We start from the raw sequence: 16,622 nt of genomic DNA, 5'->3' as shown, positions 1-16,622 counted from the left end.
AATAAAAGCCGGGACCTGGGAGGACGGACGCCCCAGGTCCCGGCCAGGGTTCAGTCGCCCAGCACCGGCAACAGCTCCGGCAGATGCCCGTCCGACGCCGCGGCGGTGCGGACCCGCTCCTCCGGGACGGGCCCGTACAGCGTCGTGCGCGGCTTCGCCGGGCGGCCCGCCGCGTCCGCTACCGCGACCAGGTCCTTGACCGACTTGTACGAGCCGTAGGACGAGCCCGCCATCCGCGAGATGGTCTCCTCCATGAGGGTGCCGCCCAGGTCGTTGGCGCCCGAGCGGAGCATCTCGGCCGCGCCCTCCGTGCCGAGCTTCACCCAGCTGGTCTGGATGTTGGGGATGTGCGGGTGGAGGAGGATCCGGGCCATCGCCGTGACCGCGCGGTTGTCCCGGGTCGTCGGGCCCGGCCTCGCGATGCCCGCCAGGTAGACCGGCGCGTTGGTGTGGATGAAGGGCAGCGTCACGAACTCCGTGAAGCCGCCGGTCTCCTGCTGGATCGCCGCCAGCGTGCGGAAGTGGCCGAGCCAGTGCCGCGGCTGGTCCACGTGCCCGTACATCATCGTCGAGCTCGACCGGATGCCGAGTTCGTGCGCGGTCCTGACGACCTCGATCCACGTCGCCGTGGGCAGCTTGCCCTTGGTGAGGACCCAGCGGACCTCGTCGTCGAGGATCTCGGCGGCCGTGCCGGGGATCGAGTCGAGGCCCGCTTCCTTGGCGGCCGTCAGCCACTCGCGGATCGACATCCCGGTGCGGGTCGCGCCGTTGACGACCTCCATCGGGGAGAAGGCGTGCACGTGCATGCCGGGCACGCGTTCCTTCACGGCCTTCGCGATGTCGAAGTAAGCGGTGCCGGGCAGGTCCGGGTGGATGCCGCCCTGCATGCAGACCTCGACCGCCCCGACGTCCCAGGCCTGTTGGGCGCGGTCGGCGACCTGGTCCAGGGAGAGGGTGTACGCGTCGGCGTCCGTGCGGCGCTGGGCGAAGGCGCAGAACCGGCAGCCGGTGTAGCAGACGTTCGTGAAGTTGATGTTCCGCGTGACGATGTACGTGACGTCGTCGCCGTTGACCGTCTTGCGGATGTCGTCGGCGATCCGGCACAGGGCGTCGAGGGCCGGACCGTCCGCGTGCAGCAGGGCGAGGGCCTGGTCGTCGGTGAGCCGGGTCGGGTCGTCGGCCGCGATCGCCAGCGCCTCGCGCACATCGCCGTCGATGCGGGACGGCACCATGCCGGGGGCCGCCTGCTCGCGCAGCGCCTCCCAGTCGCCGTAGACCACGTCGAAGTCGTCGCGCCGGTCGGCGGTGCGGCCCTCGGTGTCGATGGTGCGGTGCAGGTCGGTGCGGCCGGTCGAGGCGACGAACCCCTCGTCCGGCTCCTGCCAGGGGCGGCCGACGACGGGTGCGTCGGCGATCGCGAGACCGGTGTCCGGGTCGGCCAGCGCGCGGACGTGCGGGAGCAGGCGCGGGTCGAGCCACGGTTCGCCGCGGGTCACGAACTCCGGGTACACGCACAGCCGTTCACGCAGCTCGAAGCCGGCCTCGGCGGACTGCCCGGCCAGTTCCGCCAGCTTCGGCCACGGCTTCTCCGGGTTCACGTGGTCGATGGTCACCGGGGAGACGCCGCCCCAGTCGTCGATGCCCGCGCCGATGAGCCGCGCGTACTCGCCGTCGACCAGGTTCGGCGGGGCCTGCAGATTGCCCGCCGGGCCCATGATGTGCCGGGCGACGGCCACGGTCGCGACGAGGTCGTCGAGTTCGGCGTCGGGCATGCCGCGCATCGCCGTGTCCGGCTTGGCGCGGAAGTTCTGGATGATCAGTTCCTGGACGCCGTGGTAGGAGCGGGCGACGCGGCGCAGCGCGAAGAGGGACTCCGCGCGCTCCTCGTACGTCTCGCCGATCCCGATGAGCAGCCCGCTGGTGAAGGGGACGGACGAGCGGCCCGCGTCCTCCAACACCCGCAGCCGGACGGCCGGTTCCTTGTCCGGGGAGCCGTAGTGCGGCATGCCGGGCTCGGACCACAGGCGCTCGGCGGTGGTCTCCAGCATCATGCCCATCGACGGGGCGACGGGCTTGAGCCGCTGGAAGTCGGTCCAGGACAGGACGCCCGGGTTGAGGTGCGGGAGCAGTCCCGTCTCCTCCAGGATCCGGATCGAGATGGCGCGGACGTAGGCGATGGTGTCGTCGTAGCCGTGCGCGTCGAGCCATTCGCGGGCCTCGGGCCAGCGGTCCTCGGGCTTGTCGCCGAGGGTGATCAGGGCTTCCTTGCAGCCGAGTTCGGCGCCCTTGCGGGCGATGTCGAGGACCTCGTCCGGCGACATGAACATCCCGTGCCCGGCGCGGCGCAGCTTGCCGGGGACGGTCACGAACGTGCAGTAGTGGCACTTGTCCCGGCACAGCCGGGTGAGCGGGACGAACACGCTCTTCGAGTACGTGATGACGCCCGGCCGTCCGGCGGCCTCGAGGCCCGCGTCGCGCACCCGGGCGGCCGACGCGGTCAGGTCGTCGAGATCGGCGCCGCGCGCCTGGAGCAGTACGGCGGCTTCCGTGACGTCGAGCGCGACGCCGTCCCTGGCCCGTTTGAGCGCGCGGCGCATCGAGTTGGCGGTGGGCTGGCTCTGCTGTCGTGCGGCGTCCGGATCACTCATGAACCGAGCATACGAGCGGATCACGTCGGCGGGGGTTCCGGGCGTGCTCGGGTGGTACTAGTCTCGCCGGGTCCTTGGCCAACGGGGGGTTTGTCATGTTTCTCCGCACGCGTCCCACGACGGTGCTGGTGTTGCTCGGCGCGCTGCTCCTGGGCGGCGTCCCGGCGACGGCGTACGCCGCGACGACGTCGTCCCAGCAGGTCTCGAAACCCGTCTCGCATCCCGCGGGGAAGCCGGCGAAGAAGGTCGCCGCGTCGCGCTCCGACAGCGCCGGCCAGGTGACCAAGACCGGCAAGAAGTCCACCAATCCCAAGAAGTCCAAGAAGTCCAAGAAGAGGAAAAAGAAGAAGAGCGGTTCGCTCGGCGCGCTCGGCTGGATCCTCATCGTGCTGATCGTGATCGTGGTGCTGGTCGTCGCCGGCCTGTTCCGCAGGCGCCGCCAGTCGTAATCCGCCGATCCCCTTCCCTTGGAGGGGAGTTCACGGCTTACTGCCAGGGTTCGCACACGTCACATCCACACCCTGGGGAGCCGCGATATGTGCACGGACGAAACACACGGCACCGAACACGGCATCGGCAGACGGGCGTTGCTCGTGACCGGTGCGGCGACGGCACTTACGCTCACCACCATGAGCTTCGCCAGCGCCGCCGACGGCTCGCAGTCCACCAAGACGCTCACGGGCACCCTGCCGCCGGGCGCCCCCGACTTCGTGTACCTGCCGGTGGAGGTCCCGTCCGGCGTGCGGGAGATCCACGTCGCCTACACGTACACGAAGGCGACGGTCCCGGCCGGCACCCAGAACAACGCGCTCGACATCGGCATCTTCGACGAGCGCGGCACGGCGCTCGGCGGCAAGGGCTTCCGCGGCTGGTCGGGCGGGGCGCGCACGGAGTTCTTCGTCCGCGCGGACGACGCGACGCCGGGCTACGTCCCGGGCCCGGTGCGGGCGGGCACCTGGCACATCGCGCTCGGCCCGTACACGGTGGCGCCGGACGGCCTGCCGTACTCGGTGACGGTGACGCTCACCCACGGCCCGGCGGGCGAGACGCCGCGGCCGGGCTATCCGCCGGAGCGGGCCCGCGGCCGGGGCCGCGCCTGGTACCGCGGCGACTGCCACCTGCACAGCTGGTACTCGGACGGGCGCCGCACGCCCGCCGAGATCGGCGCGCTCGCCCGCGCGGCGGGCCTGGACTTCATCAACACGTCGGACCACAACACGCACTCCGCGCACGCCCACTGGGCGGACGTGGCGGGCGACGACCTGCTCGTCATGCTGGGCGAGGAGGTCACGACCCGCAACGGCCACGTGGTCGCCCTCGGCACGGACCCCGGCACGTTCATCGACTGGCGCTACCGGGCGCGCGACAACCGCTGGGCCGCGTACGCGCGGGAGATCCGCCGGGCGGGCGGCCTGGTCGTCCCGGCGCACCCGCACGCGACGTGCATCGGCTGCGGCTGGAAGTTCGGCTTCGGCGAGGCGGACGCGGTGGAGGTGTGGAACGGCCCGTACACCCCCGACGACGAGATCTCGCTGGCCGACTGGGACAACACGCTGGTGGCGTACGCCCGCTCGCGCGGCACCGGGAAGGGCTCCTGGATCCCGGCCATGGGCAACAGCGACGCGCACCGCGACCCCGACCGGATCGGCGGCCCGCAGACGGTGGTGCTGGCCGACGACCTGACCCGGGACGCGATCCAGGCGGGCATCAGGGCGGGCCGCTCCTACGTCGCCGAGTCCGCGGCCGTCGAGGTGTCCTTCTCGGCGACGGGCGGCAAGGGCCGGGTGGCCGGCATCGGCGAACGCCTGGCGGTGGCCGCGGACGCCCCGGTCACGGTGGACCTGGAGGTCAAGGGCGCCCCCGGCTGCACGCTGCACCTCGTCACCGACCAGGGCACCCTGTTCACGTCCCCGGCGCTCCCCGAGTCCGGCACGGGCAAGGTGAGCTGGCGGACGACGGCGTCCTACGCGGCGTACGTACGGGCCGAGGTGCGGCACGCCCCGGCGGTCGCCGGGCTGCCGGGCGCGCTGACGGCGTTCACGAACCCGGTCTTCCTCGGGGCGTGACGGGCCGGGACGCGGCGGTGCCCGGTCATTCGGCGACGACCAGCACCGCCGTGTCCCGGTTCAGCACCTCGCCGCGGAAGAACGCCGGGCTGCGCCGCCCCATCACCAGCATGATGACGACGCCGACCAGCAGCAGGCCCACCCCGATGACGAACACCGAGCCGACGCCGAACACCGAGGAGCCGCTGCCGTACTCCGGGTTCCACATGTCGATCAGGGTCTTGGCGAAGACGGCCGACAGGAGGACGCCGCCGAGCAGCGGGAAGAGGCCCTTGAAGGTGAAGTCACGGACCGAGCGGGTCAGCTCGCCCTTGAAGTACCAGGCGCAGGCGAAGGCCGTCAGCGCGTAGTAGAAGCAGATCATGAGGCCGAGCGCGTAGATCGTGTCGACGAGGACGTGCTCGGAGACCAGCGTCATGACCGTGTAGAAGACGGCCGTGGCGACGCCCGCGGTGATCGTGGCGCGGCCGGGCGTCTTGAAGCGCGGGTGGACGCGGGCGTACGAGGCGGGCAGCGCCTCGTACGTCGACATGGCCAGGACCGTGCGGGCGACCGGGATGAACGTGGTCTGGAGGCTGGCCGCCGCCGAGGCGAGGACGGCGACGAAGAGGAGGACGCCGAGGGTCGGGCCCATGACGGGGCCCGCGAGCGCGGCGAAGACGTTGTCGGAGGTCTCCGGGTTGGCGAGGCCGAGGCCCTTGCCGCCGGAGCCGACGATCATCTGGGCGGCCACCCCGGTCGCCTGGTAGGAGCCGACGAGGACGACCATCGCGATGAGCGCGGCGCGGCCCGGCGTGCGGTCGCTGCCGATGGTCTCCTCGTTGGCGGTCAGGCAGGTGTCCCAGCCCCAGTACATGAAGATCGACAGGGACAGGCCCGCGGTGAACGCGCCGAAGGACTGCACGGAGAACGGGTTCAGCCAGGACCAGGAGAAGTCCACCGACGTCGCGGCGAAGTCCGCGGAGCCCGCCTTCGCCACCGCCATCGCGACGAAGACGGCGAGCACCACCAGCTGGAGTCCGACCAGCGTGTACTGGACGCCCTTGGTCGCGGTCATGCCGCGGTAGCTGATGGCCGTCGCGGCGGCGATCAGGACGAGGCAGGTGACGATGTGGACGGCCTTGTTGCCGTCGAGGTCGGCCACCGCGCCACTGTTCGTGATCTCGCCCGCGAGCAGCCAGAAGTAGGAGGTGGCGACGCCCGCGAGGTTCGACAGGACGATGATCGTCGCGATCACCAGGCCCCAGCCGCACATCCACCCGACGCGCGGCCCGAAGGCCTTCACGGTCCAGGTGAAGGACGTGCCGCAGTCCGGCATGACCTTGTTGAGCTCCCGGTACGCGAAGGCGACGAGGAGCATCGGCAGGAAGCCGGCGAGGAAGACGGCGGGCATCTGCAGCCCGACCTCGCCGGCCGTGGAGCCGAGCGTCGAGGTCAGGCAGTAGACGGGCGCGACGGTGGAGACGCCGATGACGGCACTGCCGAGCAGCCCGACGGAGTTCCCGCCGAGCCCCTTGCCACCGCCGTCGGCGGCGCTGTCTGCGGCCCGCGCCGTCGAGGGCCGTGCGTCCAGCTGAGTCATGAACAGGACGTTAAATCCTGCGGTTTCCACATCTGGCGGGATTCATCATGACTTCGCCGGTTAACAATCCACGGGCAATTCGGGCAGTCACTTTCGACCCAAGGGGAAGATTGCCGGAATCAGCCACACATCGCAAGGCGATCGGCCCGGCGTCCGATATTCGGGAATCGTTGCCGGGTCCGATTTGCCCAGGTTCCAAATTTTCCCGTGCAGATTTCGTGGACTTCGTCACCCGGGCCAGACGATCGACTGCAGCTCGCTGTACGCGTGCAGCGCGTACGAGCCGACGTCCCGGCCCACCCCGCTCTTCTTGAACCCGCCGAACGGCGCCTCCATGTTCCGTCCGATCGTGTTCACCCCGACCCCGCCGGCCCGCAGCCGCCGCGCGACCCGGAAGGCACGGGCGACGTCGCCCGACCACACGTAGTCGATGAGCCCGTACTCGCTGTCGTTGGCGAGGGCGACCGCCTCGTCCTCGTCGCCGTCGAACGGGACGACGGCGACGACCGGCCCGAAGATCTCCTCGCGCACCACCCGCATGTCGTTGGTGCAGTCGGCGAGCAGCGTCGGCGCCACGTAGAAGCCCCGCTCGAAGGCGGGCCGCTCGCCGCCCGCCACGACGGTCGCGCCCTCCTTGCGGCCCAGCTCCACGTACGACTCGACGCGCTCGCGGTGCGCGCCCGAGATCACCGGCCCGACCACCGTGCCCTGCGCCCGCGGATCGCCGACCTTCATGAAGCCGAGGTAGCCGCGCAGCTTCTCGACGAACGCGTCGTACACGGAGCGGTGCACGATCGCCCGGGTCGGGGCGGTGCAGATCTGCCCGCTGTAGAAGGCGTACGTCGTGCCGATCCCGGCGACGGCCGAGTCCAGGTCGGCGTCGTCGAGGACGATCGCGGCGCCCTTGCCGCCCAGCTCCATCAGCTGCCGCTTCATGGACCGCCCGCACACCTCGCCGATGCGCTGCCCGACCGCCGTGGACCCGGTGAAGCTGACCATGTCGACGTCCGGCGAGTCGACGGCGGCCTCGCCCACCGCCACCGCCGTGCCGCTCACCACGTTGACCACGCCCGGCGGCACCCCGGCCTCCTCCAGCGCCGCCGCCATCCGGTACACGGAGAGCGGGTCCTGCGGCGCGGGCTTCACCACGACGGTGTTGCCCATGGCGAGCGCGGGGGCGACCTTGCCCGCCGGGTTGGCCCACGGATTGTTGTACGAGGTGACGCAGGTGACGACGCCGACGGGCTGGCGCACCGCGAGGGCGCCGGTCACCCCCGCCTTCCCCATCGGCCCGGCCTCGCTGATCTGCGGCGGCAGCCCTTCCTCGACGGGCTCCAGGGCCCCCCTGGCGTACCGCCGGAACCGGGCGACCCCGACCGCGACCTGCATGCCGCGCGCGGTCCCGCTGGTCGCGCCGCTCTCGGCCTGGGCGAGCTCGGCGTGCGCGGCGAAGTCCCGCTGCATCACGTCGGCGGCCCGGTCCAGGATCGCGGCCCGCTCCTGGGGCTTCGTCCGCGACCACGGTCCGAAGGCGTCGCGGGCGGCGCGGGCGGCGTCGTACACCTGCTGCCGGGAGGCCTCGGGGGCGAGCCCGACCACGCCCTCGCTCGCCGGGTCGACCACCTCGTAGTGCCCGCCGCCGGGCTCGACCCACTCACCGCCGATGAACAGCCTTTGGGATGCGCTCACTTGGTACTCACCGTCCGGGTGTCGGTCCCCGACCGCAGCACCTTGCCGGGCACGGCCCCGCTCACCACGTCGCCGCGCATCGCCTCCACCCCGTTGACCCAGACCGCGGTGATCCCGATGGCCTTCGAGTCGAGCCGCGGGCTGTCGCCCGGCAGGTCGTGCACGAGGGTGGCCTTGCCCGCGTCGATGGTCTCCGGGTCGAACAGCACCAGGTCGGCGTGGAACCCCTCCCGCACCCGGCCCCGCTCGCGCAGCCCGAACAGCTGGGCCGGGTCGTCGGTCAGCATCTTCACGGCCTGCTCCAGGCTCGCCAGCTGCCGCCCGCGCAGACAGTCGCCGATGAACCGGGTCGTGTACGGCGCCCCGCACATCCGGTCCAGGTGCGCGCCGGCGTCCGAGCCGCCCAGCATGACGTCCTCGTGCTGCCAGGTCTCGGCGCGCAGCGTCCACGAGTCGGGGTCGTTGTCGGTCGGCATCGGCCACAGCACGGTCCGCAGCCGGTCGTTGGCGCAGATCTCGACGAGGCACTCGAAGGGCTCCTGCCCGCGCTCGGCGGCGATGTCCTTCACCACCCGCCCGGTCAGCCCCTCGTTCGCCTCGGAGTAGGTGTCCCCGATGACGTAGCGCCCGAAGTTCGCGAGACGCCGGAAGACCCCGGCCTCCTTGCTGTCGGCCCGCCGCAGCATCTCGGCGCGCGTGCCGGGGTCCCGCAGCTTCTCGATCCGCTCGTCGACGGGCAGCCCCAGCACGTCGCCCCACCCGGGGATGAGATTGAGCGCGCAGAACGTGCCCAGCGACATGTTCATCGGGGTCAGGATCGGCATCGTCAGGGCGACGATCCGGCCGCCCGACTTGCGGGCCCGCTCGCTCGCCTCCAACTGCCGGGGCACCCGCTCGGGCACGGCGGCGTCGATGGTCAGCACGTTCCAGTTGAGCGGCCGTCCCGCGGCCGCGCTCATCTCGACGAACAGATCGATCTCGTCATCACTGAACTGATCGAGGCACCCGGCGACGATGGCCTCGATCTGCGTCCCCTCGTGCTCGCCGACCGCCTTGCTGAGCGCGACGAGTTCGGCGGGCAGCGCGTGCCGGGAGGCGACGGGCTGCCCGTCGCCGTCGGAGTGCGTGGAGGACTGCGTGGTGGAGAGCCCCCAGGCCCCGGCGTCCATGGCCGCGTGGAAGAGCGCGAGCATCTCCTCCATCTGCCGCTCGCTGGGCTGCCCGCCGACGGCGTCGGCCCCCATCACGTACCGGCGCAGCGCGCAGTGCCCCACCATGAACCCGGCGTTGACCGCGATCCGCCCGTCCAGCGCGCCGAGGTACTCCTCGAAGGAGTTCCACGTCCACGGGGCGCCCTCCTCCAGGGCGACCAGCGACATCCCCTCGACCTTGGACATCATGCGCCGCGTGTAGTCGGCGTCCGCGGGCCGGTCGGGGTGCAGCGGGGCCAGGGTGAACCCGCAGTTGCCGCCCGCGACGGTCGTCACCCCGTGGTTGAGGGAGGGCGTCGCGTACGGGTCCCAGAACAGCTGGGCGTCGTAGTGCGTGTGCGGGTCGACGAACCCGGGCGCGAGCACGAGCCCCGAGGCGTCCTCACTGGACCGCGCCTCCTCGGCGACGGTGCCGGGCTCGGCGATGACGGCGATGCGCCCGTCGCGGATGCCGACATCGGCGACGCGGGCGGGGGCGCCGGTCCCGTCGACGACGGTGGCGCCCTTGATGAGGTGGTCGAGCATGCCTGGTCCTTTCGTGCGACTCGTTCGACGGATACGCGCGACTGGGCTCCGACCCGCCCCGACAAGCCCCTCCGGCGATTGAGGAGCGGGGTCCGGGGCAGCGCCCCGCGGCGGGGCTACGGCAGGGCTCCAGCCCGCCCGCCCCCGACAAGCCCCTCCGGCGATTGAGGAGCGGGGTCCGGGGCAGCGCCCCGCGGCGGGGCTACGGCAAGGCCCCGGCCCTCCCGCCCCCGACAAGCCCCTCCGGCGATTGAGGAGCGGGGTCCGGGGCAGCGCCCCGCGGCGGGGCTACGGCAAGGCCCCGGCCCTCCTGTCCGGGAGGAGGAAGACCGGGGCAGCCGACGGGGTCAGGCCGGGGCCTGACCGCGGAACCGGGTCGTCCGGTGCACCGGATCCGTGTCGATCTTCGGGATGACGTGCTCCCCGATCAGCTTGATCGAGTTGAGCGTGTCCTCGTGCGAGATGCCGATCGGCAGCCCGAACGACAGCTGGTCGGCCCCGGCCTGCTCCCACCGCTTGCACTGCTGGAGCACCTCGTCCGGATCACCGCAGATCATCAGCTCCTCGGCGATGAGCAGCTCGATGATCTCGGCCGAGTACTCGGGCAGGATCTCCGGCCACTCGGGGATGCCCTCGGGCCGCGGGAAGGTGTCGTGGTACCGGAAGACCAGCGACTGAAGGTAGTTGAGCCCGCCGTTCACGGCGATCTCGACGGCCTTGTCGTGGGTCTCGGCGCAGATGGCGGTGGACGTCACCATCACGTTGTCGTTGACGAAGTCACCGATGGGCTCGGCGTCCTGGATGGCGGTCTTGTACTGCTCCAGGACCCACTCCATGTCGGAGACCTTCTGCACGCTGAACCCGAGGACGCCCAGCCCCTTCCTGGCGGCCATCGCGTACGAGGGCGGGGAGCCGGCCGCGTACCACATGGCGGGGTGCGACTTCCCGTACGGCTTGGGGAAGATCTTGCGCGGCGGCAGCGACCAGTGCTTGCCCTGGAACCCGACGTACTCGTCCTGGAGCCACATCTTCGGGAACTCGGCGATGGTCTCTTCCCAGATCTCCTTGGTGTAGTTCATGTCCGTCACACCAGGGATGAATCCGAGGATCTCGTGCGAGCCCGCCCCGCGCCCGCTGCCGAACTCGAAGCGCCCCTCGCTGAGGTGGTCGAGCATGGCGACCTTCTCGGCCACCTTGACCGGGTGGTTGACCTGCGCGAGCGGGTTGAAGATGCCGGAGCCGAGGTGGATCCGGTCCGTCGCGTGGGCGAGGTAGCCGAGGTACACGTCGTTGGCCGAGAGGTGCGAGTACTCCTCCAGGAAGTGGTGCTCGGACGCCCAGGCGTACTTGAAGCCGGACTTGTCCGCCTGGATGACGTACTCGGTCTCGTTCATGAGCGCGCGGTGCTCGGCGGTGGGGTCGGTCAGCGCCTGCTTGCCCACGTATCCCTGTACAAAGAGCCCGAATTCCAAGGAGGTTCACCGTCCTCGTCAGTTTCTGACGATCCGTCAGATTGATTGGGTCGACTGTTCCACTGCGGGTGAGGACCGTCAATACCTGACGCAGCGTCAGATACTGTCGTCGGCAAGAACGTCAGAGCACGCTGACGCCCGCGAGCCAGCCCCCGTCGATCACGAACGGCTGTCCCGTGATGTACGCCGAGTCCTCCTCCGCGGTGAGGAAGAGCGCGAGCCGCGCGACCTCCTCGGGCCGGCCGACCCGGCCGAGCGGCACGAGCTTGCGGTACAGCCCGTCGAGGGCCTCGGCGGCCTCCTCGGTGTTCGCGGTGGGGTCGAGCTGGGCCGGGTTGCTCATGGCGGTGTCGATGGCGCCGGGGCAGACCGCGTTGACGCGGATCTTCTTCGCGGCGAGCTCCAGGGCGGCGACCCGAGTGAGCCCGACGATGGCGTGCTTGGTGGCGGTGTAGGAGCCCACGTACGCCATGCCCGTGACGCCCGTGTACGAGGCGGTGTTCACGATGGAACCGCCCCCGGCGTCGGCGATCACCGGCGCGACGGTCTTGATCCCGAGGAACGCGCCCACCTGGTTGACCTGCACGATCTGCTGGAACTCGTCGAGCGGCGTCGACACCAGCTCGTTGAACCGCAGGATGCCCGCGTTGTTGACGAGCCCGTCGATCTTCCCGAAGGCGCCCAGGGCGGTCCGCACGGCGGCGCCCCAGTCCTCCTCCTTGCTCACGTCGAGGTGCACGTACACGGCGTTGCCGATGTCCTTGGCGACGGCCTCGCCCTGGTCGTCGAGGACGTCCGCGACGACGATCCGCGCCCCTTCAGCCGCGAAGAGTCTGGCCTCCTGCTCGCCCTGCCCGCGCGCCGCACCGGTGATCAGCACGACGCGCCCGTCAAGCTTGCCCATGTCCCTTGCCCTTCAGCTGAGTTGGGGTGCGACCTCGGTGGCGAAGGCCGCGATCTGGTCGACGAGCTCGGCGCGCCCCCGGCTGCGGAAGCGGACCTGGATCTGGTCGACGCCCATGGCCGGGTACGCGCGCAGCGACTCGGCGACGGCGTCCGGCGCGCCCGACACCGTGCGCCGCCCGGTCTCCCAGCCGGGCGCGCCCACGTACAGCGGCTCGGTGATGGCCCCGATGGTGAGGGGCGCCTCGATCCCGGCCTCGGCGCGCAGCCGCCGCACCTTCTCGATCTGCTGCGGGAGCCGGTCGCGCGGATCGCCCTGCGGCAGCCAGCCGTCCCCCTTGAGGGCGGCCCGGCGCACGGCGGGCGCGGAGGAACCGCCGACCCACACCGGCACCCGCGACTGCGCGGGCCGCGGCCGCTGCCCGAGCCCCTCGAAGGCGAAGAACTCCCCTTTGTGCACGGGGAACTCATCGGCCCCCAGGGCGGCCCGCACGGCGTCGATGCTCTCGTCGAGCACGGCGCCGCGCCGCCCGAAGTCGGCCCCGACGGCGTCGAACTCCTCCTCCACGTGCCCGGCCCCGACCCCCAGGATCAGCCGCCCGCCGCTCAGGTGGTCGAGCGTGGCGTACTGCTTGGCGGAGACCAGTGGATGGCGCAGCCCGAGGATCGCGACGTGGCTGAGCAGTCGCACGCGCTCGGTGACCCCGGCGAGGAAGGAGAGCGTGGCGACCGGGTCGTACCAGGTCGTCGACATGGCGTCGGCGAGCCGCCGCGGGATGGCGACGTGGTCGCAGGAGGCGATGTAGTCGAAGCCTCCCCGGTCACAGGCGCGGGCGATCTCGGCGAGGTCGCCGGCGCCTGCGGCGGCCTCCCAGGACTCGGCGTACATGGTGCTCTGGGACTGGATCGGGAGCTGAATGCCGTACGCGAGCGGCGCCATGCCCGAACCCCCTATCTGACGGAGCGTCAATTACGGCCGGGACACATCCTCTTACCTGACGGATCGTCAGACAAGGGATGTGCGCGTCCTCTCCCGTGGTTCAATTCCGGGCGGCAGCGGGATCACGGGGGTAGCTGATGGTGGAGTCACCGGGTCCGTCGGACCCGCGGCGGGCAGGCGCTGTGGTGAAGCGGTTCCGCGGCGACCTGGACCGGGAGGAGTTCGCCCGGGAGGTCGAGGCGGCCCGGGGCATCGACGGCCGCCGCACGGCGCGGATCGTGGACGCGGACGCATCCGCCGAACCCCCTTGGCCGGCGACGGAGTTCGTACCGGGCCCGACGCTCCGGGAACGGATCACCCGGGAGGGGCCGCTGCCGCCGCACACGGTGCCGCGGCTCGCGGCGGACCTCGCCGAGGGGCTCGCGGCGATCCACGCGTGCGGGGTGGTCCACCGCGGCCTCGACCCCGATCACGTCGTCCTCACCGACGACGGCTCCCGCATCGTCGGCATCGCCCACGCGCCGCGCACGCCCCCGGAGCCGACGGACCCGGCCGCCTGCGCGTACCTGTCCCCCGAGCAGCTCCGCACCCCGGACCTGGTCACGCGGGCCACGGACGTGTTCTCGCTCGGCTCGGTGCTGGCCTTCGCGGCGACGGGCAGCAGCCCGTTCGAGGCGACGAGCGCGGCGACGGTCGTCCACCGGATCACGTCCGAACCACCCGCGCTGAGTGGTCTGGCGCCGTACCCCGACCTGCGGGAACTGGTGGCGGCATGCCTGGCGAAGGAACCGGGGACGCGGCCGACGGCCGAGGCACTCCTGGAACGCCTGTCGGCCACGACGCCCAGGCCGGGGACGACCCCCGCCGACGCCCCGCCGGCCGGCACCCTCGCGCGGAAGTGGCGGCCCACCCGCCGCACCGCCCTGCTCGCGGCGACCGCCGCGGCGGCCACGGCGCTCGCGGTCCCCGCCTACCTGCTCCGCGATTCCTCACCGGCCGCGAAGAGCCCGGCCCCGGACGACGCCTCCCCCACCCGTGACGCCACGCGCCCCGTGGCCCGGCTCACCGGCCACACGGGCCCGGTCACCTGCCTGGCCTTCGCCCCGGACAACCGCGTCCTCGCCTCGGGCGGCGCGGACCGGACGGTGCGCCTGTGGGACACGGTCGAGGCCCGTGCGACCGCCACCTGCGAGGGCCACGCGGGCGCCGTCCGTGCGGTGGCGTACAGCCCGCACGAACGGACCCTGTTCACGGGCGGCGACGACGGGACGCTGCGCGCGTGGGACGCGCGCACCGGTGCGGCGCGCGGTGAACTCGCCGCGTACAGAGGGAAGTCCGACGGGGTGCGCTGCCTGGCGGTGCACCCGGAGGGCACGACCGTCGCCGTGGGCGTCGGCAGCCGCATCGAACTCGTCGACCCGGCCACGGGCCGCTCCCGCGCGACGCTCACGGGCCATTCGGGGCGGGTGAACTGGGTGGCGTTCAGCCCGGACGGCAGGATGCTGGCGAGCGTGGCGGCGGGGCGGGGTGCCGGCACGATCCGGTTGTGGGAGACGCGGACGGGGCGGGCGGCCGGGGAGCTCGAAGGAGGAGGGGACCGGTATGCGGGGGTGTTCTTCGGCTTCGGGGGCCGCCGGCTGATCGCCGGCGGCTCCCGCATCCAGATCTGGGATCTCGGCACGCGCAAGGTCGTCGCCACGCACCAGGACGACCGCGAGCCTCTGAGCGCGGCAGCGTTCACCCAGCTGGAGGCAGTCGGCCTGCTCGCGACATGCGGCGGCGAGTCCGACGGCGCGGGACGGGACACGGCGGAGCGCTCGATCAGGCTCTGGTCCACGTCCGACCACCTGTACCCCGTCGCCTTCGCCCCCGGCCCGCTGAAGGTGCCTCACGGGACACCCATCGGCGCGCTGGCCTTGAACGAGGGCGGCGGCACGCTCGCCGGCGCCCTGAACCCCGCACCCGCACCCGCACCGGACGAGGGCGGCGACCCGCCCTCGATCCAGTTGTGGAACCTATGACGCCTACGGACACCGGCGGACGCCGGCGGACACCGACAGACACCGACAGACCGGCGGACACCGCCAGACACCGGCGGACACCGCCAGACACCGACAGACGCCTACGGCCGCCAGAGCCCCTCCGGGGTGAGCCCGAGGAGATCGATCGCGTTGCCGCGCACGATCCGCTCCACGACGTCCGCGTCCAGATGCCCCATCTGCGCCTCACCTACCTCCTTCGACTTCGGCCAGGTGGAGTCGGAGTGCGGGTAGTCCGTCTCGTAGAGGACGTTCCCGACGCCGATGGACTCCAGGTTCTTCAGCCCGAAGGCGTCGTCGAAGAAACAGCCGAAGACGTGGTCGGTGAAGTACTCGCTCGGCGGCTTGCGCACCTTTTCGGCGACGCCGCCCCAGCCGCGGTTCTCCTCCCACACCACGTCGGCGCGTTCGAGGATGTACGGGATCCAGCCGATCTGCCCCTCGGCGTACATGATCCGCAGCTCGGGGAACCGCTCGAACTTCCCGCTCATCAGCCAGTCCACCATCGAGAAACAGCAGTTGGCGAAGGTGATGGTGGACCCGACGGCGGGTGGCGCGTCCGGTGACGTGGACGGCATCTTGCTGCTGCTGCCGATGTGCATGGCGATGACGGTGCCGGTCTCGGCGCACGCGGCGAGGAACGGGTCCCAGGCGTCGGTGTGGATGCTCGGCAGCCCGAGGTGCGGCGGGATCTCGGAGAAGGCGACGGCGCGCACGCCGCGGGCGGCGTTCCTGCGCACCTCGGCGGCGGCGAGCTCCGGGTCCCACAGGGGGATGAGGGTCAGCGGTATCAGCCGCCCCCGGGCCTCGGGCCCGCACCACTCGTCCACCATCCAGTCGTTGTAGGCGCGCACCCCGAGGAGTCCCAGCTCACGGTCCGTGGCCTCGGTGAAGGTCTGCCCGCAGAAGCGCGGGAAGGTGGGGAAGCAGAGCGCCGACTGGACGTGGTTGACGTCCATGTCGGCGAGGCGGGACGGGACGTCGTAGGACCCCTTCCGCATCTGCTCGTAGGTGATGACCTCGAGCTTGATCTCGTCCCTGTCGTACCCGACGGCGGTGTCGAGGCGAGTGAGCGGCCGGTGCAGGTCCTCGTAGACCCACCAGTCGCCGATGGGTCCGTCGTCGCCGGGCTCGCCCATCACGGGGGCGAACTTGCCGCCCAGGAAGGTCATCTCCTTCAGCGGCGCGCGGACGATGCGCGGTCCGACGTCGAGGTACTTCTTCGGCAGCCGGTCGGACCAGACGTCGGGCGGCTCGACGGTGTGGTCGTCGACGGAAATGATGAGCGGGAACTCGCCCGATTCCGGGGCGGATTGGTCGATTGCGCTCTCCGTGGTCTCCATGGGCTCACGGTAGCGCTGATCTGACGACCCGTCAGCTACTAGGAGTTCAGTGGGAGCGAAGGTTCGTGGCGTGAGATGTCTGTGATGACTGTCTCCCGTGGCTGACGTATCCGCCATGAACAAGGCAAACTGGCGGAGTTGTCTTTGACGGCGCGCCGTCTGGACGAAACGGCGACGAGATGTGACCGGTGCTGGTGCGGCGGC

General features: G+C 71.5%; 11 protein-coding genes. 3 read left to right on the top strand and 8 right to left on the bottom strand.

Annotated elements, in window-relative coordinates:
* Positions 1–50: 50 nt before the first annotated feature.
* Positions 51–2,648, bottom strand: a complete 2,598-nt coding sequence (locus RBJ77_RS45785; RefSeq protein WP_372350369.1) for a bifunctional FO biosynthesis protein CofGH — start codon at positions 2,646–2,648, stop codon at positions 51–53.
* A gap of 95 nt (positions 2,649–2,743) precedes the next feature.
* Here RBJ77_RS45785 and RBJ77_RS45780 point away from each other — a divergent pair, with 95 nt between their 5' ends.
* The gene (locus RBJ77_RS45780) at positions 2,744–3,097 is read left to right on the top strand and encodes a hypothetical protein (RefSeq protein ID WP_372350368.1); all 354 of its coding nucleotides are present in this window, start codon (positions 2,744–2,746) and stop codon (positions 3,095–3,097) included.
* Between the two features lie 87 nt (positions 3,098–3,184).
* On the top strand, positions 3,185–4,714 hold the full coding sequence (locus RBJ77_RS45775; RefSeq protein WP_372350367.1) for a CehA/McbA family metallohydrolase: 1,530 nt from the start codon (positions 3,185–3,187) through the stop codon (positions 4,712–4,714).
* 25 nt (positions 4,715–4,739) lie between these two features.
* On the opposite strand, the gene RBJ77_RS45770 is transcribed toward RBJ77_RS45775, so the two are convergent.
* From RBJ77_RS45770 to RBJ77_RS45745, 6 genes are all read right to left on the bottom strand, one after another.
* Positions 4,740–6,296, bottom strand: a complete 1,557-nt coding sequence (locus tag RBJ77_RS45770) for an APC family permease (RefSeq protein WP_372350366.1) — start codon at positions 6,294–6,296, stop codon at positions 4,740–4,742.
* 228 nt (positions 6,297–6,524) lie between these two features.
* On the bottom strand, positions 6,525–7,985 hold the full coding sequence (locus tag RBJ77_RS45765) for an aldehyde dehydrogenase family protein (RefSeq protein ID WP_372350365.1): 1,461 nt from the start codon (positions 7,983–7,985) through the stop codon (positions 6,525–6,527).
* Positions 7,982–9,721: an amidohydrolase family protein gene (locus tag RBJ77_RS45760; RefSeq protein WP_372350364.1), complete on the bottom strand. Its 1,740-nt coding sequence runs from the start codon at positions 9,719–9,721 to the stop codon at positions 7,982–7,984. The genes RBJ77_RS45765 and RBJ77_RS45760 overlap by 4 nt, the downstream gene beginning before the upstream one ends.
* Positions 9,722–10,068: 347 nt before the next feature.
* Positions 10,069–11,193 (bottom strand): LLM class flavin-dependent oxidoreductase, encoded by a 1,125-nt coding sequence (locus RBJ77_RS45755; protein WP_372350363.1) that lies wholly within the window; start codon positions 11,191–11,193, stop codon positions 10,069–10,071.
* A gap of 121 nt (positions 11,194–11,314) precedes the next feature.
* The gene (locus RBJ77_RS45750) at positions 11,315–12,097 is read right to left on the bottom strand and encodes an SDR family NAD(P)-dependent oxidoreductase (protein WP_255974740.1); all 783 of its coding nucleotides are present in this window, start codon (positions 12,095–12,097) and stop codon (positions 11,315–11,317) included.
* Positions 12,098–12,109: 12 nt separating this feature from the next.
* The gene (locus RBJ77_RS45745; RefSeq protein ID WP_372350362.1) at positions 12,110–13,036 is read right to left on the bottom strand and encodes a TIGR03619 family F420-dependent LLM class oxidoreductase; all 927 of its coding nucleotides are present in this window, start codon (positions 13,034–13,036) and stop codon (positions 12,110–12,112) included.
* Positions 13,037–13,221: 185 nt separating this feature from the next.
* On the opposite strand from RBJ77_RS45745, the gene RBJ77_RS45740 reads away from it, so the two are divergent.
* Positions 13,222–15,057 (top strand): WD40 repeat domain-containing serine/threonine protein kinase, encoded by a 1,836-nt coding sequence (locus tag RBJ77_RS45740; protein WP_372350361.1) that lies wholly within the window; start codon positions 13,222–13,224, stop codon positions 15,055–15,057.
* A gap of 101 nt (positions 15,058–15,158) precedes the next feature.
* On the opposite strand, the gene RBJ77_RS45735 is transcribed toward RBJ77_RS45740, so the two are convergent.
* Positions 15,159–16,418: an amidohydrolase family protein gene (locus RBJ77_RS45735; RefSeq protein ID WP_372350360.1), complete on the bottom strand. Its 1,260-nt coding sequence runs from the start codon at positions 16,416–16,418 to the stop codon at positions 15,159–15,161.
* Between the last annotated feature and the right edge of the window lie 204 nt (positions 16,419–16,622).

The organism is Streptomyces sp. KL116D (genome assembly GCF_030766975.1).
In the GTDB taxonomy this organism is placed as follows: Bacteria; Actinomycetota; Actinomycetes; order Streptomycetales; family Streptomycetaceae; genus Streptomyces; species Streptomyces longispororuber_A.
Note: the sequence above shows the minus strand (reverse complement) of the source record. Positions and strands in the feature narration are given on the sequence as shown.